The sequence below is a fragment of the Nocardia cyriacigeorgica genome, assembly GCF_005863245.1.
In the GTDB taxonomy this organism is placed as follows: Bacteria; Actinomycetota; Actinomycetes; order Mycobacteriales; family Mycobacteriaceae; genus Nocardia; species Nocardia cyriacigeorgica_C.
On record NZ_VBUT01000006.1, the window covers coordinates 20,974 to 43,776 of the forward strand.

The 22,803-nt window shown below is 69.2% G+C and carries 20 protein-coding genes; 10 read left to right on the top strand and 10 right to left on the bottom strand.

The genetic code is table 11. The features are described from left to right. Positions 1-94 precede the first annotated feature (94 nt). Genes pgl through tkt form a run of 5 tightly spaced genes read right to left on the bottom strand, consistent with a single transcriptional unit; the run spans position 95 to position 6,597 of the window. Entirely contained in the window at positions 95-850 is a 756-nt protein-coding gene (gene pgl / locus FEK34_RS16065) for a 6-phosphogluconolactonase (protein WP_138448639.1), read from the bottom strand. Next, entirely contained in the window at positions 843-1,751 is a 909-nt protein-coding gene (gene opcA / locus FEK34_RS16070) for a glucose-6-phosphate dehydrogenase assembly protein OpcA (protein WP_212748771.1), read from the bottom strand. The genes pgl and opcA overlap by 8 nt, the downstream gene beginning before the upstream one ends. Continuing rightward, positions 1,748-3,313, bottom strand: coding sequence for a glucose-6-phosphate dehydrogenase (gene zwf / locus FEK34_RS16075; protein WP_138448641.1), 1,566 nt, complete (start codon positions 3,311-3,313; stop codon positions 1,748-1,750). The genes opcA and zwf overlap by 4 nt, the downstream gene beginning before the upstream one ends. A 5-nt stretch (positions 3,314-3,318) precedes the next feature. Continuing rightward, positions 3,319-4,449 carry a transaldolase gene (tal, locus tag FEK34_RS16080; protein WP_138448642.1) on the bottom strand — a complete coding sequence of 377 codons (1,131 nt, stop codon included), beginning with the start codon at positions 4,447-4,449 and terminating at the stop codon, positions 3,319-3,321. Between the two features lie 6 nt (positions 4,450-4,455). Further along, complete coding sequence (gene tkt / locus FEK34_RS16085; RefSeq protein ID WP_138448643.1) at positions 4,456-6,597, bottom strand: transketolase; 2,142 nt, start codon at positions 6,595-6,597, stop codon at positions 4,456-4,458. A gap of 425 nt (positions 6,598-7,022) precedes the next feature. Here tkt and FEK34_RS16090 point away from each other — a divergent pair, with 425 nt between their 5' ends. After that, entirely contained in the window at positions 7,023-8,012 is a 990-nt protein-coding gene (locus tag FEK34_RS16090; protein ID WP_171048246.1) for a heme o synthase, read from the top strand. A gap of 341 nt (positions 8,013-8,353) precedes the next feature. On the opposite strand, the gene FEK34_RS16100 is transcribed toward FEK34_RS16090, so the two are convergent. Further along, the gene (locus FEK34_RS16100) at positions 8,354-9,319 is read right to left on the bottom strand and encodes a quinone oxidoreductase family protein (RefSeq protein ID WP_138448645.1); all 966 of its coding nucleotides are present in this window, start codon (positions 9,317-9,319) and stop codon (positions 8,354-8,356) included. 82 nt (positions 9,320-9,401) lie between these two features. Between FEK34_RS16100 and FEK34_RS16105 the strand changes: the two genes are divergently transcribed. The 4 genes from FEK34_RS16105 (at position 9,402) to FEK34_RS16120 (ending at position 12,156) form a co-directional block, all read left to right on the top strand. Further along, entirely contained in the window at positions 9,402-9,752 is a 351-nt protein-coding gene (locus tag FEK34_RS16105; protein WP_138448646.1) for a hypothetical protein, read from the top strand. A 147-nt stretch (positions 9,753-9,899) separates the two neighbouring features. Then, positions 9,900-11,135 (top strand): PucR family transcriptional regulator, encoded by a 1,236-nt coding sequence (locus tag FEK34_RS16110; RefSeq protein ID WP_138448647.1) that lies wholly within the window; start codon positions 9,900-9,902, stop codon positions 11,133-11,135. Positions 11,136-11,272: 137 nt separating this feature from the next. Further along, on the top strand, positions 11,273-11,743 hold the full coding sequence (locus tag FEK34_RS16115) for a MarR family winged helix-turn-helix transcriptional regulator (RefSeq protein WP_138448648.1): 471 nt from the start codon (positions 11,273-11,275) through the stop codon (positions 11,741-11,743). Continuing rightward, positions 11,740-12,156, top strand: coding sequence for an organic hydroperoxide resistance protein (locus FEK34_RS16120; protein ID WP_138448649.1), 417 nt, complete (start codon positions 11,740-11,742; stop codon positions 12,154-12,156). The genes FEK34_RS16115 and FEK34_RS16120 overlap by 4 nt, the downstream gene beginning before the upstream one ends. Before the next feature lie 187 nt (positions 12,157-12,343). Here FEK34_RS16120 and FEK34_RS16125 read toward each other — a convergent pair whose 3' ends face one another. From FEK34_RS16125 to mptB, 4 genes are all read right to left on the bottom strand, one after another. Further along, a complete protein-coding gene (locus tag FEK34_RS16125; RefSeq protein WP_138448650.1) occupies positions 12,344-13,318 on the bottom strand; it encodes a COX15/CtaA family protein in 975 nt (324 codons plus the stop codon). Positions 13,319-13,435: 117 nt separating this feature from the next. Next, positions 13,436-14,227, bottom strand: coding sequence for an ABC transporter permease (locus FEK34_RS16130; RefSeq protein WP_138448651.1), 792 nt, complete (start codon positions 14,225-14,227; stop codon positions 13,436-13,438). Beyond that, on the bottom strand, positions 14,224-15,156 hold the full coding sequence (locus FEK34_RS16135) for an ABC transporter ATP-binding protein (RefSeq protein ID WP_138448652.1): 933 nt from the start codon (positions 15,154-15,156) through the stop codon (positions 14,224-14,226). The genes FEK34_RS16130 and FEK34_RS16135 overlap by 4 nt, the downstream gene beginning before the upstream one ends. Further along, positions 15,153-16,835 (bottom strand): polyprenol phosphomannose-dependent alpha 1,6 mannosyltransferase MptB, encoded by a 1,683-nt coding sequence (gene mptB / locus FEK34_RS16140; protein WP_138448653.1) that lies wholly within the window; start codon positions 16,833-16,835, stop codon positions 15,153-15,155. Before mptB ends, FEK34_RS16135 begins: the two co-directional genes overlap by 4 nt. A 426-nt stretch (positions 16,836-17,261) precedes the next feature. Between mptB and FEK34_RS16145 the strand changes: the two genes are divergently transcribed. Genes FEK34_RS16145 through FEK34_RS16165 form a run of 5 tightly spaced genes read left to right on the top strand, consistent with a single transcriptional unit; the run spans position 17,262 to position 22,800 of the window. Continuing rightward, positions 17,262-18,095, top strand: a complete 834-nt coding sequence (locus tag FEK34_RS16145) for a helix-turn-helix transcriptional regulator (RefSeq protein ID WP_138448654.1) — start codon at positions 17,262-17,264, stop codon at positions 18,093-18,095. Continuing rightward, the gene (gene sufB / locus FEK34_RS16150; protein ID WP_138448655.1) at positions 18,092-19,528 is read left to right on the top strand and encodes a Fe-S cluster assembly protein SufB; all 1,437 of its coding nucleotides are present in this window, start codon (positions 18,092-18,094) and stop codon (positions 19,526-19,528) included. Before FEK34_RS16145 ends, sufB begins: the two co-directional genes overlap by 4 nt. Further along, entirely contained in the window at positions 19,528-20,739 is a 1,212-nt protein-coding gene (sufD, locus tag FEK34_RS16155; RefSeq protein ID WP_138448656.1) for a Fe-S cluster assembly protein SufD, read from the top strand. The genes sufB and sufD overlap by 1 nt, the downstream gene beginning before the upstream one ends. Before the next feature lie 32 nt (positions 20,740-20,771). Continuing rightward, complete coding sequence (gene sufC, locus FEK34_RS16160; protein ID WP_138448657.1) at positions 20,772-21,545, top strand: Fe-S cluster assembly ATPase SufC; 774 nt, start codon at positions 20,772-20,774, stop codon at positions 21,543-21,545. A gap of 1 nt (position 21,546) precedes the next feature. Further along, positions 21,547-22,800 carry a cysteine desulfurase gene (locus FEK34_RS16165; protein ID WP_138448658.1) on the top strand — a complete coding sequence of 418 codons (1,254 nt, stop codon included), beginning with the start codon at positions 21,547-21,549 and terminating at the stop codon, positions 22,798-22,800. The last annotated feature ends 3 nt before the right edge of the window (positions 22,801-22,803 follow it).

Below are 22,803 nucleotides of genomic sequence, written 5' to 3' on the forward strand. Positions count from 1 at the left end.
CGAGCGGTCGGGCGGGCCGAGCCGCCTTGGGCCGAGCCGCGTCGGCCGTGCCAGCCGTCGATGGTCTCCCGGACGGCCGGGTAGCGCGTGAACGCTATCGCAGGGAGGCCGCTGCGGCCCGGTCGAGCATCCAGGTGGTCGACTCCGAACCGGAGGCCCCGGCGGCGGGGATGTCGACCGGTTCGGCGCCGGAGAGCGCGGCCGCGACGGCATCGGCCTTCGCCCCGCCGGCGACCACGAGCACCACGTGCCGGGCGTGCCGGATCGCGGGCAAGGTCAGGGTGACGCGGACCGGGGGCGGTTTGGGGGAGTCGGTCACCGCGACGACCAGTTCGTGTTCCTCGCGCACCGCGTCGGTGTCGGGGAACAGCGAGTTGATGTGCCCTTCGCCGCCCATACCGAGCAGATGCAGGTCGAAGGCGCCGTACTCGGCGAGGTGGGCGTGCACGGCGGCGGAGTATTCGGCCGCGGCGGCCACCGGGTCGGGGTATTCGCCGTCGGAGGTCGCCACCGGGTGCACGCGATGCGGGTCGACCGGCACATGATCGAGCAGCGCTTCGCGGGCCTGCCGGTCGTTGCGTTCCGCATCGCCTGCCGGGACGAAACGCTCATCGCCCCAGAACACATCCAGGCGGGACCAGTCGATGTCGCCCGGATTCTCGCGGACTTTCCGCAACAGGCCGATGCCGGTGCCGCCGCCGGTGAGCACCACCGACGCCGAACCGCGCTCGGCTTGGGCCGCAACCACGACCCCGACGAATCGTTTCGCCGCCGCCGTCACCAGCGCGTCGGCGTCGGGATGGACCTCGACGGTATCGCCGGGGAAATCCGAATCGGTGCTGCTAGACATAGGTCACCCTTTCGATGCCGGCCAGCGCCTCGGCGTAGATGTCGTCGGCGTCGAGCCGGCGCAACTCCTCGGCGAGGCAGTCCCGAGCCTCCCTGCGCGCCAACGCGATCCGCTGATCCGGTTCCCCGGTGCGGGTGAGCGTGGCGGTGACACCGGTCTGCGGGCGGGTGATGCCGATCGACACCGTCGGCCGATGCAGCTCCACCCGCAGTTCCCCGGTGCGTCGATACACCGGGCAGTCCAGGCGCCCGGCCAGCCAACCGGCCAGGATGTCGAGGGCCGGTTCGTCGCGCAGACCCGACACCGTCACCGATTCGACCGGCTCGAACGGCGGTTCGTCCATCGCCGCCGCCAGCAGCGCGCGCCAATAGGTGATCCGGCTCCACGCCAGGTCGGTATCGCCGGAGGCGTAGGAGTGGCGGCGCTTCTTGATGGTGGCCTGCGGATCGGCGGCGAAGGTGGCGTCGGTGATCCGCCGGGCGGCCAACCGGCCCACCGAATCCTTGGACGGGAATTCCGGCGCCCCACGCGGCCACCACGCCACCACGGGCGTGTCGGGCAGCAGGAACGGGATGACGACGCTGCTCTCGTGATTGATCAGCTGCCCCTGCAACCGCAGCACGATCACCTCGGCGGCGCCCGCGTCCCCGCCGACGCGGATCTGGGCGTCCAACCGGGTCTCGGCGTCCCGGTCGCCGCGCGCCAAAACGACCACGCGGCAGGGGTGTTCGCGGCTGGCGTCGTTGGCGGCGTCGATCGCGTCCTCGGCCTCGGAGCTGTCCAAGGTGCACACCACCAGGGTGAGCACACGACCCATGGTGATGACACCGTTGCTCTCGCGCAGCTTCACCAGCCGTTTCGTGACTTCGCCGGTGGTGGTGTCGGGCATGTCGACGATCACGGGCGCCGCCATTCCCGGCCGGTGCGGGCCAGCATCTCATCGGCCGATTCGGGGCCCCAGGTGCCGGCCTCGTACTGTTCGGGTTTGCCGTTCGCGGCCCAGTGTTCCAGCACCGGGTCGAGGATGCTCCAGGACAATTCGACCTCCGCGTTCACCGGGAACAGCGACGGCACCCCGAGCAGCACATCCAGGATGAGCCGCTCGTAGGCCTCGGGGGAGGACTCGGTGAACGCCTCGCCGTAGCTGAAGTCCATGTTGACATCGCGCACCTCCATCCCGGTCCCCGGCACCTTGGACCCGAACCGCATGGTGATGCCCTCATCCGGCTGAATCCGCATGACCAGCGCGTTCTGCCCGAGTTCCTCGGTCATGGTCTGGTCGAACGGCAGATGCGGCGCCCGTTTGAACACCACCGCGATCTCGGTGACGCGCCGGCCGAGGCGTTTGCCGGTGCGCAGATAGAACGGCACCCCCGCCCAGCGCCGGGTGTTGACCTCGAGGGTCAGCGCGGCATAGGTCTCGGTGCGCGAATCCGGATCGAAGCCCTCCTCGTCGAGCAGCCCGACCACCTGCTCACCGCCCTGCCAGCCCGCCGCGTACTGACCGCGCGCGGTGGTCTCGTCCAGCGGTTCGACCAGGGTGGTCGCCGAGAGGACCTTGATCTTCTCCATCTGCAACTGGTTGGGCGCGAAGCTGATCGGCTCCTCCATCGCGGTGAGAGCGAGCAGTTGCAGCAGATGGTTCTGGATGACGTCGCGCGCCGCGCCGATGCCGTCGTAGTACCCCGCGCGTCCGCCGAGCCCGATGTCCTCGGCCATGGTGATCTGCACGTGGTCGACGTAGTTGGCGTTCCAGATCGGATCGAACAACTGGTTGGCGAAACGCAACGCCAGGATGTTCTGCACCGTCTCCTTGCCGAGATAGTGGTCGATGCGGAACACCGTCTCCTCCGGGAACACCCGGTTGACCAGCGCGTTCAGTTCGCGCGCGCTCTCGAGGTCGTGCCCGAACGGCTTCTCGATCACCACCCGCCGCCACGGCGTGCGCCCGTGCACCTGGGTGGGCTTGGCCAGCCCGTGCTCGGAGAGCTGATCGAGCACCACCGGGAACATATCCGGCGGAATCGACAGGTAGAAGGCGTGATTGCCGCCGGTGCCGCGTTCGGCGTCCAACCGCGCCAGCGTCGCCGCCAGCTGCGCGAAGGCGGCGTCGTCCTCGAAGGTGCCCTGGACGAAACGGATGCCTTCGGACAGGTGATCCCATACCTGCTGCCGAAACGGCGTGCGCGCGTGCGCTTTCACCGATTGCAGCACGATATCGGCGAAATCGGCGTCGCCCATATCGCGGCGGGCGAAACCCACCAGCGCGAAACCCGGGGGCAGCAGCCCCCGGTTCGCCAGATCGTAGATGGCCGGCATGAGCTTCTTCCGGGACAGATCGCCGGTGACCCCGAAGATCACCATGCTGCACGGTCCCGCGATCCGCGGTACCCGCTTGTCCCGTCCGTCGCGCAGTGGGTTACGCCACCCGGCCGTGGTCGCTGCGTGCCCGGTACCGGCCATCTGGGTCAGTTACCCCCGGCCGCGGACAGCTCCTGTGCGGTGGCCGAAAGCAGTTCCTCCCACGACTTCTCGAATTTGTCGACGCCTTCGCGTTCGAGCACCGCGAACACATCGTCGAGGTCGATGCCGACGGCCGTCAGCTGGTCGAACACCTCCTGCGCCGCCGCGGCGGTGCCGGAGACAGTGTCGCCGCGGATCTCGCCGTGGTCGGCGACCGCTTCGAGGGTCTTCTCCGGGAGAGTGTTGACCGTATTGGGCGCCACCAGTTCGGTCACGTACATGGTGTCCGAGTATTCCGGGTTCTTCACCCCGGTCGAGGCCCACAGCGGACGCTGACGGTTGGCGCCCATGGCCGCGAGGTGCTTGTAGGTGGAGGTGTGTGCGCCGCCGTCGAAGACGTCCTGGTACTCGGCGTAGGCCAGGCGCGCGTTCGCCACACCGGCCTTGCCGCGCAGCGCCAGCGCCTCCGGCGAGCCGATCGCCTCGAGCCGCTTATCGATCTCGGTGTCGACCCGCGACACGAAGAACGAGGCGACCGAATGGATGTAGGCCAGGTCGTGGCCGGCGGTGCGCGCCTTGCGCAGACCGTCGAGGTAGGCGCCCATCACCGAGCGGTAGCGGGCGACGGAGAAGATCAGCGTGACGTTGACGCTGATGCCCTCCGCGATCACCGCGGTGATCGCGGGCAGGCCCGCTTCGGTGGCCGGGATCTTGATGAACAGGTTGGGCCGGTCGACGATCTTCCACAGCTCCACCGCCTGCGCGACGGTCTTGTCGGCGTCGAAGGCCAGCCGCGGATCGACCTCGATGGAGACCCGGCCGTCCACACCGCCGGTCTGCTCGAACACCGGGGCCAGCACATCGCAGGCCGCGCGGACGTCGTCGGTGGTGATGGTGCGGATGGCCGCGTCGGCGTCGGCGCCCTGCGCGGCCAAGGCCGCCACCTGAGCGTCGTAGGCGTGGCCCTTGCTCAGTGCGCCCTGGAAGATGGTCGGGTTGGTGGTCACGCCGACCACACCGCGGGTCGCGACCAGTTCCGCGAGGTTGCCGGAGTTGATCCGGTCGCGGGACAGATCGTCGAGCCAGACCGACACTCCCGCCGCACCGAGGGCGGCGATGTTCTCGTTCTGTGCCATGAGCACTTATCCCTTCACGTTGCTGAGCGTGCGCTGGGCGGCTGCCACCACGGCCTCGGGCGTGAAGCCGAACTCGCGGAACAGGGTCTTGTAATCGGCGGAGGCGCCGAAGTGCTCGATGGAGACGATCTCGCCCGCGTCACCGGCGAACCGGTGCCACGGCATCGCGATACCGGCCTCGACGGTCACCCTGGCGGCGACCGACGGCGGCAGCACCTCGTCGCGGTAGGCCTTGTCCTGCGCGTCGAACCACTCCACGCACGGCATCGAGACCACGCGGGTGCCGATACCCTGCGCCTCCAGCGTAGTGCGCGCCTCGACGGCGAGCTGGAGCTCCGAACCGGTGGCGATCAAGATCACCTGCGGGGTGCCGGTGGAGGCCTCGGCCAGGATGTAGCCGCCCTTGGACACGCCCTCGTAGCTGGTGCCCTCCAGGATCGGCAGGTTCTGCCGGGTCAGCGCCAGCGCGGACGGGCCGTCCTGATGCGGCAGCTCCGAGACCGAGAAGTGCGAGCTGTGCTCGCTGCTGTCGCGCTCGAGGATGGTGCGCCAGGCGTAGGTGGTCTCGTTGGCGTCACCGGGGCGGACCACGTTCAGGCCCGGGATGGCGCGCAGCGCGGCCAGGTGCTCGATCGGCTGGTGGGTCGGGCCGTCCTCACCGAGACCGATGGAGTCGTGGGTCCAGACGTAGGTGACCGGAATGCGCATCAGCGCGGCCAGGCGCACCGCCGGGCGCATGTAATCGCTGAACACCAGGAAGGTGCCGCCGTAGGGGCGGGTGGGGCCGTGCAGCGCGATGCCGTTGAGGATCGAGCCCATCGCGTGCTCGCGCACACCGAAGTGCAGCGTGCGGCCGTACGGGTTGGCCTTCCACATGCCGGTGGAGATCGACTCCGGGCCGAAGCTCGGCACATCGGGCATCGTGGTGTTGTTGGACTCGGCGAGGTCGGCCGAACCGCCCCACAGCTCCGGCAGCACCGGCGCCAGCGCGGCCAGCACCTTGCCCGAGGCCTTACGGGTGGCCATGCCGGCCGGATCCGGCTCGTAGGTGGGCAGATTCGCGGCCCAGCCCGCGGGCAGATCACGGTTGGCGAGCCGATCGAACAGCTTCTTGTTCTCCGGGTTGGCCTGCGCCCACGCGTCGAAGCTCTGCTGCCACTGCTTGTGCGCCTGCTGACCGCGCTCGATGGCCTTGCGGGTGTGCGCGATGACGGCGTCGTCGACCTGGAAGCTCTGCTCCGGATCGAAGCCGAGGATCTTCTTGGTGGCGGCCACCTCGTCGCCGCCGAGCGCGGCACCGTGCGAGGCGCCGGTGTTCATCTTGGTGGGCGCCGGGTAGCCGATGACGGTGCGCAGCACGATGATCGACGGCTTGCCGGTCTCGGCCTTGGCGGCCTCGATCGCGGCCTCGATCGCGACGACGTCCTCGCCGCCCTCGACGGTCTGCACATGCCAGCCGTAGGCGGCGTAGCGGGCGGCGACGTCCTCGGTGAAGGCGATGGTGGTGTCGTCCTCGATGGAGATCTTGTTGTCGTCGTAGATCACCACCAGGTTGCCCAGCTGCTGGGTGCCCGCCAGCGAGGACGCCTCGGAGGTGACGCCCTCCTCCAGGTCACCGTCGGAGGCGACGACGTAGATGTAGTGATCGAACGGGCTGGTGCCGGGGGCGGCATCCGGATCGAACAGGCCGCGCTCGCGGCGGGCCGCCATCGCCATGCCGACCGCGGAGGCCAGGCCCTGGCCGAGCGGGCCGGTGGTGATCTCGACGCCGTCGGTGTGCCGGAACTCCGGGTGGCCCGGGGTCAGCGAGCCCCACTTGCGCAGGTTCTTCAGATCGTCGAGCTCGAGCCCGAAACCGGCCAGGTACAGCTGGATGTACTGGGTGAGGCTGGAGTGACCGCAGGAGAGCACGAAGCGGTCGCGGCCGACCCAGCTCGGATCGGTGGGGTCGTGGCGCATGACGCGCTGGTAGAGCACGTAGGCCAGCGGCGCGAGGCTCATCGCGGTACCGGGGTGACCGTTGCCCGCGTTCTGGACCGCGTCGGCGGCCAGTACCCGGATCGTGTCGACCGCCTTGGTGTCCAGGTCCGTCCAGTCGGCCGGATGGTTCGGCTGGGTGAGGGCGCGGATGTCGTCTGTCACTGACACGACCGAGGTTCTCCTGACATTGGTTTCGTCGACGATGGCGGGGTGGGCGGTGGCATGACGTACGGCAACGCCGAAATGCGCGTGCCGGATGTACCTACCACCCTAGATGTGCCCGCGACCGGCCGCGCACGAACCCGGGGGAAATCCGCCGCTCGGCGGCGTGGCGGACGCGCGTGCGCCGACGATGGCATACGGCCCGCCGAATGTGGTGCTTGCCACGAAAGCGCGTGGAAGTGCGTGAACCACCGCTGTTCACGCCGGGTGCGGGCGGTTACCCGCGGGTGAACGGCACGCCGCCGGGGCAGGGGGCGCGGGTCGGGGCGCAGGGGGTGTGGGTCTACCATCGTCTGTAGTAGTGGCCGCGCCGCAGCTGCGCGCTGCTCGTTCCACAGCCGGATGCGATGCACAGCGTGCGAGGAGAAGAAGTGCGGATCGGTCAACAGCCGGGGGTCGGCGGCGCGCACGATTCCGCACCGGCGCTCGCGGATCGGGTCACCGGTGACGGCCCGTTGTCGAAGCTCCTGCGCCGCCCGCTGGCCTACATCGCGCTCACCAAACCGCGCGTCATCGAACTCCTGCTGGTCGCCACCATCCCGACCATGCTGCTGGCCGACCGCGGCCACGTCGACATCCGCCTCATCCTGGCCACCCTGTTCGGCGGCTGGATGGGCGCGGCGAGCGCGAACACCCTCAACTGCGTCGCCGACGCCGATATCGACAAGGTGATGAAGCGGACCGCCAAGCGCCCGCTGGCCCGCGACGCGGTGCCCACCTCGCACGCGTTCGTCTTCGGCGTGGTGCTCGGCATCGGCTCGTTCGCCTGGCTGTGGTGGCAGGCCAACCTGCTCAGCGGCGTGCTGGTGGTCGCGACGATCCTGTTCTACGTCTTCGTCTACACCCTCGGCCTCAAGCGCCGCACCTCGCAGAACGTGGTGTGGGGCGGCGCCGCGGGCTGTATGCCCGCCCTCGTCGGCTGGTCGGCGGTCACCGGCAGCATCGGCTGGCCCGCGATCGCGCTGTTCGGCGTCATCTTCTTCTGGACACCGCCGCACACCTGGGCGCTGGCCATGCGCTACAAGGAGGACTACCGCGCGGCCGGCGTGCCGATGCTGCCGGTGGTCGCCACCGAGCAGACCGTGACCAAGCAGATCGTCATCTACACCTGGCTGACCGTGCTCACCACGCTGGCCCTCGTCCCGGCCACCGGCGTCATCTACGCGGCCGTCGCCCTGGTCGCCGGCGCCTGGTTCCTGCTGATGGCCCACCAGCTCTACGCCGGGGTGCGCCGCGGCGAATCGGTGAAGCCGCTGCGGCTGTTCCTACAGTCCAACAACTACCTCGCGGTGGTGTTCTGCGGCCTGGCCATCGACTCGGTGCTGGGGTGGACCACCATCGGTGACGTGCTGTTCGGCTGAGCCGGGGAGGTCGGCGTCGTCCGGCCGCTGCGGTGCCGAGGTCGGCTGGGACGCCGGACATCTGCCCGAGCGCCGCCCGATCCGTCTACGAGTGAGGCGTCTGGCTCCCGATAACCGACGACGACGCACGCCGGTGTCGGCAGGATCGCGGTACGTGCGGTCGATCCGGCGGGTCTGCTCGCCGCGGTGCGTGGCGTCCTCGTCGCCTTCGCTCAGCGTGTCGAGCAGTTCGATGCTGAGGCCGAGCACACGCGCGGCGACCGTGCGCCGCTCGGCGGGCCTGACCAGGTTCATCTACCGCGGGCTCACCGGCCACGACTACTGAATCGCGCTACTCCGGCTCAGGGCAGCAGCACGATGGAGCCGGTGGTCTTACGGCCCTCCAGATCGCGGTGCGCCTGCGCCGCCTCGGCCAGCGGATAGGTGGCGCCGACGCGAATCGCCAAGGCGCCCTCGGCGATCGCTTCGAGCACATCGCCGGCCCGCCACAGCAATTCGGCCCGGTCGCGGGTGTAGTGCGCCAGCGTCGGCCGGGTGACGAACAGCGAACCCGCCGCGTTGAGACGTTGCAGATCGAACGGTGGCACCGGCCCGCTGGCGGCGCCGAACAGTGCGAGCATCCCCCGAATCCGCAAGGACGCCAGGCTCGCCTCGAAGGTCGCGGCCCCGACACCGTCGTAGACCGCGGCCACGCCGACGCCGTCGGTCAGCGCGCGCACCTGCTCGGCCAGATCGTCGCCGTAACGCAGCACTTCGGCCGCGCCCGCCGCCCGCGAGAGGGTCTCCTTCTCATCGGAGGACACCGTGGTGATCACGCGCACGCCGCGCGCGGCCGCCATCTGGGTGAGCAGCAGGCCGACGCCGCCCGCGCCGGCGTGCACGAGCACCGACTCGCCGGGTTCGGGCCGGTAGATCGATTCGAGCAGGTAGTGCGCGGTCATGCCTTGCAGCAGCGCCGAGGCCGCGACGGGCGGGGCGACGTCATCGGGCACGGCGACCGCGACGGCCTCGTCGACGGCCACCAGCGGGGCGTAACTGCCGGGTGCCGCCGCCCAAGCGACCCGGTCGCCCGGCCGGAACTCGGTGACCTCGGCGCCGACCTCGGCCACCACACCGGTGCCCTCGGCGCCGGGAATGTAGGGGACCGGCTGCTTGTAGGTGCCGGTGCGGATATAGGTGTCGATGAAGTTGACGCCGATCGCGTCGGTGTGGACCAGCAGCTGACCGGGGCCGATCGTCGGGTCCGGCACCTCGGTGTAGGTGAGGACCTCGGGACCGCCGTGCTCGGAAACCTGGATGGCGCGCATGGACTCAGTTCTACACCGCGAGCACCCGGATCCGGCCGACCGCGGGGGTGGAGCATTTCTTACCCGTCGGTAAACTGCGGGCATGAGTGCAGATGTCGCCACCGTGACCGCGCAGGTCCCGAGTTCCGTCGTGGACTCGGTGAAGAAGTTCGTCGCCGAGCACGGCGGCTCCGCCACCGCCGTTTTGCAGCCGATCGGCCGGATGGGCGTGCGGGTCACCCTCGTCGGTTCCGACGGCATCCTCGGCGACCGGGTGGTCGCCGACCTCGCCACCGCCAAAGCGCTGGTGGAGCGGGTGGACGGGCTCAGTGAGACCGACGAATGGGACCGCGAGCTGACCTCGATCGTCACCCCGCGCACCGGCCACTGGGCCAAGATGGCGGGCTGGGTCGCCCGGCAGACCCGATTCCCCAAGGCGCGCAACGAGCGATAGCTCGACGACTTCGGCTTGTGCGCCGTCACAGGCGCACGGCCGGACCATTGGCTGATGTCACAAGTCGGCCGCCAACCCCTACTGGCCGGTAACTATTCGCGTTACCGTGATCACTCCGCGATCAACCTCGGGCCAGAAGGAATCGATATGACGGTCGTCGACTCGACTCGCCCGCGCCTGACCGTTGCCGGTCACCCGATCACCAGTCAGCTGCGCGATGTGTCCACGCTGTCGCGCCGGATGGTCGGCCACTTCATCGAGAACGTGGCGCCCTGCGGTACTTTGCCGGGCGACGCGCTCCAGGGCGACGTCACTGCCGTGACCCGGGTCTGCCTGGAGCTGGCACTGAATCTGCTCGATGGCCGCAGCCTGCCCGAGCAGATCGACCAAGTGGGCGAGGCCGCCGCCGAATGGGCCCGCGAGGGCGTACCCATCGACACCATCAATCATGCCATCCACGAGGGCTTCAAGCTCGGCCTCGACGCCCTGCTGAGCAATGCCACGCCGGCCGACTACGCCGATCTGGTGACCACGGCGCGTCGGCTGCTGGAAATCCTGGACACCATCACCACCACGGTCTCGATGGCGTACGTGCGCGAATACCGGTCCGTGGTCAGTGAACACCACACCGCGGTGCACACGCTCACCTCGGCGCTGCTCGGCGGGCACAGCACCTCGACCATGGCCAGGGAATGCGGGATCGAGATCGCCGCCTCCTATGCGGTACTGGCGCTGGCGATTCCGCCGCACCCGGACGAGTCGGTGCCGGCGGTCGACGGCAAGATCGTCGCGCGCCGCAAACTGCGTCGCGTGCAGGCCGAACTGGCCACGCGCTGCGGTGATCGCGCGTTGTCGCTGCTGAGCGTGGACGGTGGGACGCTGCTGCTGCCATCGGTCGACGTCGACGACGAGACCCTGGACGAGCTGATCGCCCAGCTGTCGGCCGCTGCCCGGGTGCCGATCACCGCGACCGTCGTCGCGGCCGCGCCCGCGGAGATTCCGGCGGCCTCCGACCAGGCGCACGAGCTGCTCGACACCGTGCAGCGGATCTCCGGGCTCGGCGGGCTGCACCGATTCAACGATCTGGCGCTCGAATTCCAGATCACCCGGCCCGGCCCGGCGCGCGAATACCTCAGCGGCATCCTCGATCCGCTGGACGAGCATCCGGAACTGCTGGAGACGCTGCGCCAGCACATCGCCAACAACTTCAACCGGCAGCGCACCGCGCGGTTGATGCATATGCACACCAACACCCTCGACTACCGCCTCAAACGGGTCCGCATGCTGACCGGCTTCGATCCGACTCAGCCCTCGGGGTTGTGGTATCTCACCTCGGCGCTGGTGGCGCGCAGTTATCGCGGCGCTACGGCCGACTCCGCCTGATCTGTTCGCTCGGCCCCCTGGAAGTCCAGGGGGCCGTAGCTTTTCCGTCTCCGTGGTGAACGAGTCGCGCATCACAGCCAGTTCGGTTGTGCACAACTGAATTGCCCACTACCATTTCGTGGTGGAGGTGGTGACCGATGACGAACACCGATGAGCTCGCACTCGACAACCAGGTGTGTTTCGCGCTGTACTCCGCGTCGCGGGCGATGATCCGGCTGTACCGGCCGCTGCTGGACGAGCTCGGCCTGACCTATCCGCAGTACCTGGTGATGCTGGTGCTGTGGGAGCGCGGCGAGGTGAGCGTCAAGGAGCTCGGCGCGGCGCTGGAACTGGACTCCGGCACGCTGTCGCCGCTGCTCAAGCGTCTCGAATCGACCGGCATGGTGCAGCGCAGGCGCGCCGCGGACGATGAGCGCTCGGTCGTGGTCGAGGCCACGACCGAGGGCAGGGCGCTGCGCGAACGCGCCAAGACCGTGCCGCGGCGGATCGGCTGCGCGACCGGGCTGACCGCCTCCGAACTCGCCGGGTTCCGGGCGCAACTGCGCGCGGTCACCGCATTCATCGACAACCAGCAGCTGGTGCTGGACGACACCGAGGAGAACCCATGACCATCCTGTACACCGCTGAAGCCACCGCGACCGGCGCGGGCCGCGGCGGCCACGTCCGCTCCACCGACGCCGCGCTGGATCTGGACCTGAGCATCCCGAAGGAACTCGGCGGCGCGGGCGGCACGGGCACCAACCCCGAACAGCTGTTCGCCGCCGGTTTCGCGGCCTGCTTCCACAGCGCGTTGCAGGTGGTGGCGCGGCGGGAGAAGGTCGCGCTCGACGGCACCTCGGTGACCGGCGCGGTCGGCATCGGGCCGGACGGGACGGGTTACGGGCTCACGGTGGCGTTGACCGTCGATCTGCCGGGCATCGAGCGGGAAAAGGGAGAGGCGCTCATTGCCGCCGCGCATCACGTATGCCCGTACTCCAACGCCACCCGCGGCAATATCGACGTTCAGCTCACCCTGGTCTGATCGCTAGCCGACACGTTTGGTGAAGTCCGGCCAACCGAGTCGATAGTGCCCGCGGAGACCCGAGCGCCCGCATCATCGGGCAGTCGACGGGGCGGGTCGGCCAGGAGCCGTTCGTGAAGGTCGGCCGCGCCGGCTCCTCAGTGCACTCGGCCGAGGCTCCGGGCGGGGTGCCGAAGGGTCGTTCGGGTCAGGCAGCCGAGACGGCCGGATCTGCTGCCGGTGCCGGGACCCGTTCTCTGGTCCGCAGTGATGCCCACAGTGCGGCGGTGGCCGCGGTGCACGCCGCGGCGCCGCCCACGTGCAGCACCACCAGCGCGGCGGGTACGTCGGTGAAGTACTGGACGACGCCGATGAGCCCCTGCGCGAGCACCAGACCGAGCAGCACCCACATCCGGGTCCGCACCGGTTTCGCCGCGCCGATGGCCAGCAGGCCGAGGGCCAGGCCGATGAGCAGGGCGAGGTAGGCGACCAGCAGCTGCGAATGCAGGTGCACCAGCGTCACGATCTCGACTTCGAGCCGTTCGACCGGGCGGTCGATGCTCTTGTCGCCGGCGTGCGGACCGGCCGCGGTCACGAGGGTGCCCGCGATAAGGGTGCCCGCGAGGGCGACGCCGCTCAGCACCGTCAGCCAGCGCAGGGGAGCGGGTGCGCGCACGGTCTCCACGCCGTCGTCGGGTTCGCTGATCTTGGCGTACATGACCACCGCCAGCCACACCATCACCATCGACGCCAGCAGATGCACCGCCACGGTCCACCAGAGCAGGCCGGTGCGGACGGTGATACCGCCGATGATGGCCTGCACGACGGTGCCGCCGGGCATCAGCCACGCGTAGATCAGTACCTCGCGCCTGCGCCGGGCCCTGGTCACCGCGAGCACGATGAGCGCGGCGAACAGCGTCACCACGAAGGTGAGCAGCCGGTTGCCGAACTCGACGGTCTGATGCAACACCGGCACCTCGGACACGCCCACCGGCGTGAAGCTGCCGGGGAAGCATTGCGGCCAGGTGGGGCAGCCGAGGCCGGAGGCGGTGACGCGCACGATCGCGCCCGTCACCGAGATGCCGGCCTGCGAGGCGATCACCCCGGCGGCGATCAGCAGCTGGCCACGCTGGGACAGCAGCGGCAGGCGGTCGACGAGACGCAGGAACGCGCGATACAGCACGTCACGATGGTAGCCGCCGCGATCCTGCGCCCCGCAGGCGGACTACTACAAGACGTCGTTTGACGGTCAGGTGAGGGTCGAGCGTTCAGCCGTCGGCCTGGTGGAGACCGATCAGGATCAGTGGAAGCGGAAGAACCGCGTGGCCAGGAACCCGCAGATCAAGCCCCACGCCACCAGTACGGCGACGCCGAACCAGTCGATGCTGTTGCGCAGTGCGTCCTCCAGCGCCACCGCCATCGCACCCGAGGGAATCAACCGGGCCAGCACGCTCACCGCGGTCGGCAGATCGTCGGAGGCGAACACCACGGTGGCCACGCCGAGCATGACGAACCACAGCACATTCGCCAGCGCCAGCACCACTTCGGCCTTGAGCGTGCCGCCCAGCAGCAGGCCCATGGTGGCGAAGGTGGCGGTGCCGAGGGCGATCACCACCGCGCCGAGCAGCAGTCCCGCGGGTTCCGGCCGCCAGCCCAGCGCCGCGCCGATCAGGCCGAGCAGCACCGCCTGCAACACCACCACGATGAGCACCGCGGCACTCTTACCGGCCACGATGCCCCATTTCGGCAGCGCGGTCGCGCCGATCCGTTTCAGGGCGCCGTAGCGACGATCGAAACCGACCGCGATCGCCTGCCCGGTGAACGCGGTCGACATCACCGCGACCATCATCACCGCCGGCACGATCTGATCGACCCGGTCGGTGCCCAGATCGCCGAACGGCAGCAGGGTGAGCCCGATCAGCAGGGTGATCGGAATCAGCATGGTGAGCAGCAGTTGCTCGCCGTTGCGCAGCAGCAGGATCAGTTCGAGCCGGGTCTGCGCGGCCAGCATGGTGGCGCGCTTGTTCGGGTGCGGGGCCGGCGCGAAGGTGCCCGCGGGGAAGCGGTTGGTGCTGAGGTCGGGTTTGGTCATCCGCGCAGATCCCGTCCGGTGAGTTCCAGGAAGACGTCCTCGAGTCGGCGCTGATCGATGCGGATATCGGTGGCGAGCACGTTCACCCGCGCGCACCACGCCGTCACCGTGGCCAGCACCTGCGGATCGATCTCGCCCTCCACCAGGTAGGAGCCGGGGCTGGTCTCGCGCGGCGAGAAACCTTCCGGCAGCGCCGATTTCAGCAGTTCCAGATCGAGCTTGGGTGGCGCGGTGAAGCGCAGCTGGCCCGCGGCGCCGTGCGCGGTCACCTCGGCGGGCGTGCCCGCGGCGACGATGCGGCCGTGGTCGATGATCACCAGCTGATCGGCCAGCTCCTCGGCCTCGTCCATCATGTGCGTGGTGAGCACGACGGTGACGCCGTCGCGGCGCAGCGCATCGATCAACTCCCACACCATGATCCGGGCCTGGGCGTCCAGGCCCGCGGTCGGTTCGTCGAGGAACACGATCTCCGGGCGTCCCACCAGCGCGCAGGCCAGCGACAGCCGCTGCTGCTGACCGCCGGACAACCGGCGGTAGGGGGTGCGGCGATTGTCGTCGAGGCCGAGCGTGCGCAACAGCCAGTCGGGGTCGAGCGGGTCGGCCGAGTAGGAGGCGACCAGATCGAGCATCTCCCCGGCCTTGGCGCCGGGGTAGGCGCCGCCGCCCTGCAACATCACGCCGATACGCGGGCGCAGTTGATCGGAGTCGGCGATCGGGTCGAGACCGAGCACGCGCACCGTACCGGCGTCGGGGGTGACGAAACCCTCGCACATCTCGACGGTAGTGGTCTTGCCCGCGCCATTGGGTCCGAGGAGGGCGAGCACCTGGGCGCGTTCGACATCGAATCCGATCCCGTCGACCGCCGTGGTCTCGCCGTAGCGCTTGACGACGCCGTCGACGCGCACGGCGGGTCCGGAGGCTGCGGTCACGATCTCACACCGTAAGCCGTGGCCGGCTGTGACCGGGCAGACACCCCTGTCTGCGCCCGCCACGGCAGCGCGTTGCGCGTCACCACAATGAACAGCACGCACACGATGGTGGTGGCGATGGCCGCGCCGACGATCTGGAAGACCTCCATATCGGCCCCGCGCGGCATCTGCAACACGCTGACCACCGCCGACAGCGCGACCGCGGGCACGCGGAAGATGGGCCGGGTCGCCCACGCCGCCAGCGGCACGATCGCCCACAGCAGATACCACGGTTGCACCACCGGGAACAGCAGCACGATCGCGCCCATCGAGACGCCGAGCGCGCCGACCGGGTGCAGGCGGCCGGTGCCGGTGGCCACCAGCATGCGCACGGTGACGAATCCGGCGGCCACCGCGGCGATCGGGCGGGTGATGCTCAGCAGGGCGGTGGTGTGATCGCCGAGTCCGAGGAGTACTCCGCCGAAGCCGGTGATGATGCCGAGCGCGGTGGGCAGCGACATCCAGCTGCGCACGGCGTTGGCCACGCTCAAGGTCTGCGTCCAGCCGAATCCGAGGCCGCTGGCGAGGCTGACGAACAAGGTCGTCGCCAGGGCTATCACCCCGAGTAGCGCGGCGGCGCAGACCAGCTGTTTGAACCCGCCGCCCCAGCGTCTGGCCAGGGCCATCCCGACGAACCCGAGCGCTATCAGGGAGGTGATCTTCACCGACGACGACAGCGAGACGACCACGGCGCCCGCGATGAGCAGGGCATAGGCCCGCCGGTCGAACGGATGGGTGTCCTCGATGGCGCGCAGGGTCAGTTCGACGCCGGCCAGCATCAGCCCGAGCATCAGCGCGTCGTTGTGCACGCCGCCGACCAGGTGGAACAGCACCAGCGGGTTGGCCGCGCCGAGCCACAGCGCGCTCACCGGCGCCACACCGCAGCGCACCGACAACCGGGGCAGCGCCCACACGATCAACGCGACACCGGCGAGGGCGAGCAGGCGATGCACCCACACCCCGGCGATGATGTTGTCGCCGGTGACGGTGGCGATGCCCCGGCCCATCCAGAGGAACAGCGGACCATATGGAGCGGGGGTGTCGCGCCAGATCGTCGGCACATTGTTGGTGAGGACGTTGTCGATGCCGAGCCCGGCGACCGGTCCTTCTTTATAGGGGTCGATTCCGCGGGCGGCGATCTCGCTCTGCGCGAGATAGGAGTAGACGTCGTTGCTGAACAGCGGCGGCGCGACGCTGAGCGGGATGATCCACAGCAGCAGGGTGCGTTCCATCTGCGAGCGGGTCAGCCGGTGAATGGGGGAGCCGCCGAGACCGCCGACGGCGAAGCGGCCCAGCAACAGCCAGGCCAGCACCACGATGACCGTGCCGACCATGCACATCGCCAACGAGCCGGTATGCGCGCGAGCGAAAATTCCCAGCACCCGCACCCCGGAGGTGGGGTTCTGGTGCACCGGCTGGGCGCCGATGCCGAGCGCGCTGATGGCCATGAGGACGGTGCCGGTGGCGCCGAGCAGCCGGATCCGGTTCAGCTGCACCGTTTCTTTGCGGTCGAGGCCTGGCACCTCGGATTCGTCACGGTGCAGCACCGCGATGGTGTGATCCGCCGCCGGTGCGTCCAGACCCAGGGCCCTGCGCCCCAGCGTCGATGTCTTGCGCCGCGCGCCTTCCAGTACCGCCACGAGAGGCAAGCGTAATGGGACGAGGGCGGGTGTCACCCGGCGACAGCCTGGGCGCATGAGCGAACGGAACGCCGCTGTGCCGAGGCGCGCCGCGGCACCGGTGCCGGCCCCGGCCGGAGTGGCAAACCTCCAGCATTCATCCCTTTGCGAGGGTGCCCCGGGTGCGAGGTCTGCGGGCGCGGTCGCCATGCTGGAGATCGCGAGGACGGGGTGTCCTGCGGTGCACCGGTGCTGACGTGCCGTTCCCCGGAACGCCGTGGGAGTGATTTGCTTCACCTTTCCGGCTCGGCCGGTAGCTCGTGACCTGCGAGTTCATCGCGAAACCGGAGGTGAGGCGGTTGCGGCCGACGGTCTGGCCGAACGTCGACGTCCGAGGTCAGGGGACCCTTATTAGATTTCGGGAACGAATTCCGCCACACTGATGTTGTGAAAACCGTGGGTTTGCCGAACACCGATGAAAGGGCTGGTCACCGGGCCGGTACCGCATCGAGTGCTGCGCCCGCGACGTCCGGTGAGGGTCATACCCGCGCGGCCATCGTTCAGCTGCTGCTGGAGGAGGGCCCGATCACCGCGACCGCGATCGGCGCCAGGCTCGGGCTCACGCCCGCCGGCGTGCGCCGCCACCTCGACGCGCTCATCGACTCCGGGCAGGCGCGCGCGAGCCGGTCGGCGCCGTGGCAGCAGAAGGGCCGCGGCCGTCCCGCCAAGCAATACCAGCTCACCGCCGCCGGACGGGGCCGTCTGGGTCACGCCTACGACGATCTGGCCGGCGCCGCGATCCGCCAGCTCGGCGAGATCGGCGGCGAGAAGGCCATCACCGAGTTCGCCCGCAAACGCGCCAGGACTATCGTGGCCGGGATCGATCCGGTGCGTGAGCACACCCAGGCCGACACCGAGGCCAAGGCCGAGGAGATCGCCGAGGCGTTCACCGACGCCGGCTTCGCCGCGACCACCCGCAAGGTGGGCACGGGCGTGCAGATCTGCCAGCATCACTGCCCGGTCTCGCACGTGGCCGAGGAGTTCCCGCAGCTGTGCCAGGCCGAGCTCGAGGCGTTCCGGGAGCTGCTCGGCACGCACGTGCAGCGGCTGGCCACCATCGCCAACGGCGACTGCGCCTGCACCACCCACGTGCCCCTGCTGGTGCTCACGCCCGGCCAGGCGAACCACGAACCGACGACCGAACCGAATACAGCCTCTCCATCAGCCGTTGCACAGCCCGCAACGGAAGCAACGATCGACTCCGGAAGGAGTGCCGAATGACGACGACCACCGACCAGGTGCAACCGCTCACCCAGGAAGAGACCATCGCTTCGCTGGGCAAATACGGTTACGGCTGGGCCGATTCGGATGTGGCCGGTGCCAGTGCGCAACGAGGCCTGTCCGAGGCTGTCGTCCGCGACATCTCGGCCAAGAAGAACGAGCAGCCCTGGATGCTCGAGCAGCGGCTCAAGGCGCTGCGCATCTTCGATCGCAAGCCCATGCCGAACTGGGGCTCCAACCTCGACGGCATCGACTTCGACAACATCAAGTACTTCGTGCGCTCCTCGGAGAAGCAGGCCGAGAGCTGGGAGGACCTGCCCGAGGACATCAAGAACACCTACGACAAGCTCGGCATCCCGGAGGCGGAGAAGCAGCGCCTGGTCGCCGGTGTCGCCGCGCAGTACGAGTCCGAGGTCGTCTACCACTCCATCCGTGAGGACCTGGAGAAGCAGGGCGTCATCTTCCTCGACACCGACACCGGTCTGCGCGAGCACCCGGAGATCTTCGAGCAGTACTTCGGCTCGGTCATCCCCGCCGGTGACAACAAGTTCTCCGCGCTGAACACCGCGGTGTGGTCGGGTGGTTCCTTCATCTACGTGCCGCCGGGCGTGCACGTCGACATCCCGCTGCAGGCCTACTTCCGGATCAACACCGAGAACATGGGCCAGTTCGAGCGCACCCTGATCATCGTCGACGAGGGCGCCTACGTGCACTACGTCGAGGGCTGCACCGCGCCGATCTACAAGTCCGACTCGCTGCACTCGGCGGTCGTGGAGATCATCGTGAAGAAGGGCGGCCGCTGCCGCTACACCACCATCCAGAACTGGTCCAACAACGTCTACAACCTGGTCACCAAGCGGGCCAAGGCCGAGGCGGGCGCGACCATGGAATGGATCGACGGCAATATCGGCTCCAAGGTCACCATGAAGTACCCGGCGGTCTGGATGACCGGCGAGCACGCCAAGGGCGAGGTGCTCTCGGTGGCCTTCGCCGGCGAGGGCCAGCACCAGGACACCGGCGCGAAGATGCTGCACCTGGCGCCGCACACCTCCTCGACCATCGTGTCGAAGTCGGTGGCGCGCGGCGGCGGCCGGGCCTCCTACCGCGGCCTGGTGCAGGTCAACAAGGGCGCCCACGGCTCGAAGTCGACGGTCAAGTGTGACGCGCTGCTGGTCGACACGATCAGCCGCTCCGACACCTACCCCTACGTCGACATCCGCGAGGACGACGTGACCATGGGCCATGAGGCCACGGTCTCGAAGGTCTCCGAGGACCAGCTGTTCTACCTGATGAGCCGCGGCCTCACCGAGGACGAGGCCATGGCCATGGTGGTGCGCGGGTTCGTCGAGCCCATCGCCAAGGAACTGCCGATGGAATACGCATTGGAACTGAACCGGCTCATCGAGCTGCAGATGGAAGGAGCCGTCGGCTGATGGCAACTGGTGTGGTGGGTGCGGTCGAGGGCGAGAACCCCACGACCAAACCGATTCAGAACCCGGGTGCTACGGCCGCGGTCAACAAGGGCGAGGTCTTCACCTCCTACGACGTCAACGCCTTCGAGATCCCCTCGGGCCGCGACGAGGAGTGGCGGTTCACCCCGCTGCGCCGCCTGCGCGGGCTGCACGACGGCACCGCGGTGCGTGACGGCGCGGCCACGATCGAGGTCGGCTCGGTCGAGGGCGTGCGGGTGGAAACCGTCGGCCGCGACGATGCCCGCCTCGGCCAGGCCGGTGTGCCCGCCGATCGGGTCGCGGCGCAGGCCTACTCCGGCTTCGACTCGGCGACCGTGGTGTCGGTCGGCGCGGAGACCGAGGTCGCCGAACCCGTCGTCGTCACCGTCACCGGCCCGGGCGAGGGCAAGACCGCCTACGGTCATCTGCAGATCCGGCTGGATGCCTTCGCCGTCGCCACCGTGGTCATCGACCAGCGCGGCAGCGGAACCTACGCCGAGAACGTGGAATTCGTGCTCGCCGACAGCGCCAAGCTCACCGTCGTCGCAGTGCAGGACTGGGCCGACGACGCCGTCAACGCGACCGCGCACCACGCCAAACTCGGCCGCGACGCGACGCTGCGCCACATCGCGGTCACCCTCGGCGGCGATCTGGTCCGGCTCACCGGCACCGTGAAGTACGACGGCCCCGGCGGCGACGCCGAACTGCTCGGCCTCTACTTCGCCGACGCGGGCCAGCACTTCGAGCAGCGTCTGCTGGTGGATCACTCGCAGCCCAACTGCAAGTCGAACGTGCTGTACAAGGGTGCGTTGCAGGGTGACCCGCACTCGCCCAAGGGCGATGCCAGGACGGTCTGGGTCGGCGACGTGCTGATCCGCGCGGCCGCCGAAGGCACCGACACCTTCGAGGTCAACCGCAACCTGGTGCTCACCGACGGCGCCCGCGCCGACTCGGTGCCGAACCTGGAGATCGAAACCGGCGAGATCGCCGGCGCCGGCCACGCCAGCGCCACCGGGCGATTCGACGACGAGCAGCTGTTCTACCTGCGCGCTCGCGGCATCCCCGAGGACGTCGCCCGCCGCCTGGTGGTGCGCGGCTTCTTCCACGAGATCATCCAGAAAATCGCGGTCCCCGAGGTCCGGGAGCGGCTCGAGGCGGCCATCGAGGCCGAGCTCGCCGCGATCGGCGCCTGATACCAGCCCCCACACTTTCGTAAAGGAACTCCATGACCACCCTGGAAATCAAGGACCTGCACGCCGAGGTCGCCAACCCCGACGAGTCCGGCGAGCCCATCAAGATCCTCAAGGGCGTGAACCTCACGGTGCGCTCCGGCGAGACGCACGCCATCATGGGCCCCAACGGTTCCGGCAAGTCCACGCTGTCCTACGCGATCGCCGGCCACCCCAAGTACACGGTGACCTCCGGCTCGATCACCCTCGACGGCGAAGACGTGCTGGAGATGTCGGTCGACGAGCGCGCGCGGGCCGGCCTGTTCCTGGCCATGCAGTACCCCGTCGAGGTGCCGGGTGTGTCGATGTCGAACTTCCTGCGCACCGCCGCCACCGCCGTGCGCGGCGAGGCCCCCAAGCTGCGGCACTGGGTCAAGGAGGTGAAGGAGTCGATGAGCGAGCTCGAGATCGACGCCGCCTTCGCCGACCGCAGCGTCAACGAGGGGTTCTCCGGCGGTGAGAAGAAGCGCCACGAGATCCTGCAGCTGGGCCTGCTCAAGCCGAAGATCGCCATCCTGGACGAGACCGACTCCGGCCTCGACGTCGACGCGCTGCGCATCGTGTCCGAGGGCGTGAACCGCTACAAGGAGCGCGAAAACGGTGGCGTGCTGCTGATCACCCACTACACCCGCATCCTGCGCTACATCCAGCCCGAGTTCGTGCACGTGTTCGTCGGCGGCCGCATCGTCGCCGAGGGCGGCGCCGAACTGGCCGAGGAACTCGACGCCAACGGCTACGTCCGCTTCACCTCCGCCACCGCTGGAGCCTGATATGACCGCTACGGTCCGCACCGTCGACGTGGCCCGGGTCCGGGCCGATTTCCCGATCCTGAACCGCACGGTCCGGGACGGAAAACCGTTGGTGTACCTGGACTCCGGCGCCACCTCGCAGCGCCCGCTGGCGGTGCTCGACGCCGAACGCGCCTACATCATGGAGAGCAATTCCGCGGTGCATCGCGGCGCGCATCAGCTCTCCGAAGAGGCCACCGACGCCTACGAGGCCGCGCGCTCCGATATCGCGCGGTTCGTCGGCGTCGACGCGGGCGAGATCGTGTTCACCAAGAACGCGACCGAATCGCTGAACCTGGTCACCAACGCCTTCGGCGACGACCGCTTCCCGTACCACGTGGGCCCCGGCGACGAGATCGTCATCACCGAGCTCGAACACCACGCGAATCTGGTGCCGTGGCAGGAGTTGTCGCGCCGCACCGGGGCGACGCTGAAGTGGTACGGCGTCACCGAGGACGGGCGCATCGACCTCGATTCGCTGGAACTGACACCGGCGACCAGGGTCGTGGCCTTCACCCACCAGTCCAACGTGACCGGTGCGATCGCGCCCGTCGCCGAACTGGTGCGCCGCGCGCGCGCCGTCGGCGCCCTCGTGGTGCTCGACGCCTGCCAGTCGGTGCCGCATATGCCGGTCGACTTCCGGGATCTCGACGTCGACTTCGCCGCGTTCTCCGGGCACAAGATGCTCGGCCCGTCCGGTGTCGGTGTGCTGTTCGGCAAGCGGGCACTGCTCGAGGAAACCCCGCCGTTCCTCACCGGCGGTTCGATGATCGAGACCGTCACCATGGAACGCAGCACCTACGCGCCGCCGCCGCAGCGGTTCGAGGCCGGTGTACCGATGACCTCGCAGGTGATCGGCCTGGCCGCGGCCGTGCGGTACCTGGACGCCATCGGCATGGAAGCCGTCGCCGCGCACGAGCACACCCTCGTCGACGCCGCGCTCGCCGGGCTGGGCGAGATCGACGGCGTGCGGATCATCGGACCCACCGAGAACGTCGACCGCGGCGGCGCGGTGGCGTTCCTGGTCGACGGTGTGCACGCCCACGACGTCGGCCAGATCCTCGACGATCAGGGTGTGGCGATCCGGGTGGGCCACCACTGCGCGTGGCCGCTGCACCGCCGGTTCGGCATCGCCGCCACCGCCCGGGCCTCCTTCGCGGTCTACAACACCGTGGACGAGGTCGAGCAGCTGGTCGCCGCCGTGCGGAAGGCGCAGAGCTTCTTCGGAGTTGGATAAGTC

Bases quoted from the DNA above. Each gene is read 5' to 3' on its own strand.
- pgl (WP_138448639.1), bottom strand. From the start codon at position 850: ATGTCTAGCAGCACCGATTCGGATTTCCCCGGCGATACCGTCGAGGTC.
- zwf (WP_138448641.1), bottom strand. From the start codon at position 3,313: ATGGCCGGTACCGGGCACGCAGCGACCACGGCCGGGTGGCGTAACCCA.
- tal (WP_138448642.1), bottom strand. From the start codon at position 4,449: ATGGCACAGAACGAGAACATCGCCGCCCTCGGTGCGGCGGGAGTGTCG.
- FEK34_RS16100 (WP_138448645.1), bottom strand. From the start codon at position 9,319: ATGCGCGCCATCCAGGTTTCCGAGCACGGCGGTCCCGAGGTCCTCACC.
- FEK34_RS16105 (WP_138448646.1), top strand. From the start codon at position 9,402: ATGAGTGCAGATGTCGCCACCGTGACCGCGCAGGTCCCGAGTTCCGTC.
- FEK34_RS16110 (WP_138448647.1), top strand. From the start codon at position 9,900: ATGACGGTCGTCGACTCGACTCGCCCGCGCCTGACCGTTGCCGGTCAC.
- FEK34_RS16115 (WP_138448648.1), top strand. From the start codon at position 11,273: ATGACGAACACCGATGAGCTCGCACTCGACAACCAGGTGTGTTTCGCG.
- FEK34_RS16120 (WP_138448649.1), top strand. From the start codon at position 11,740: ATGACCATCCTGTACACCGCTGAAGCCACCGCGACCGGCGCGGGCCGC.
- FEK34_RS16130 (WP_138448651.1), bottom strand. From the start codon at position 14,227: ATGACCAAACCCGACCTCAGCACCAACCGCTTCCCCGCGGGCACCTTC.
- sufB (WP_138448655.1), top strand. From the start codon at position 18,092: ATGACGACGACCACCGACCAGGTGCAACCGCTCACCCAGGAAGAGACC.
- sufD (WP_138448656.1), top strand. From the start codon at position 19,528: ATGGCAACTGGTGTGGTGGGTGCGGTCGAGGGCGAGAACCCCACGACC.
- sufC (WP_138448657.1), top strand. From the start codon at position 20,772: ATGACCACCCTGGAAATCAAGGACCTGCACGCCGAGGTCGCCAACCCC.
- FEK34_RS16165 (WP_138448658.1), top strand. From the start codon at position 21,547: ATGACCGCTACGGTCCGCACCGTCGACGTGGCCCGGGTCCGGGCCGAT.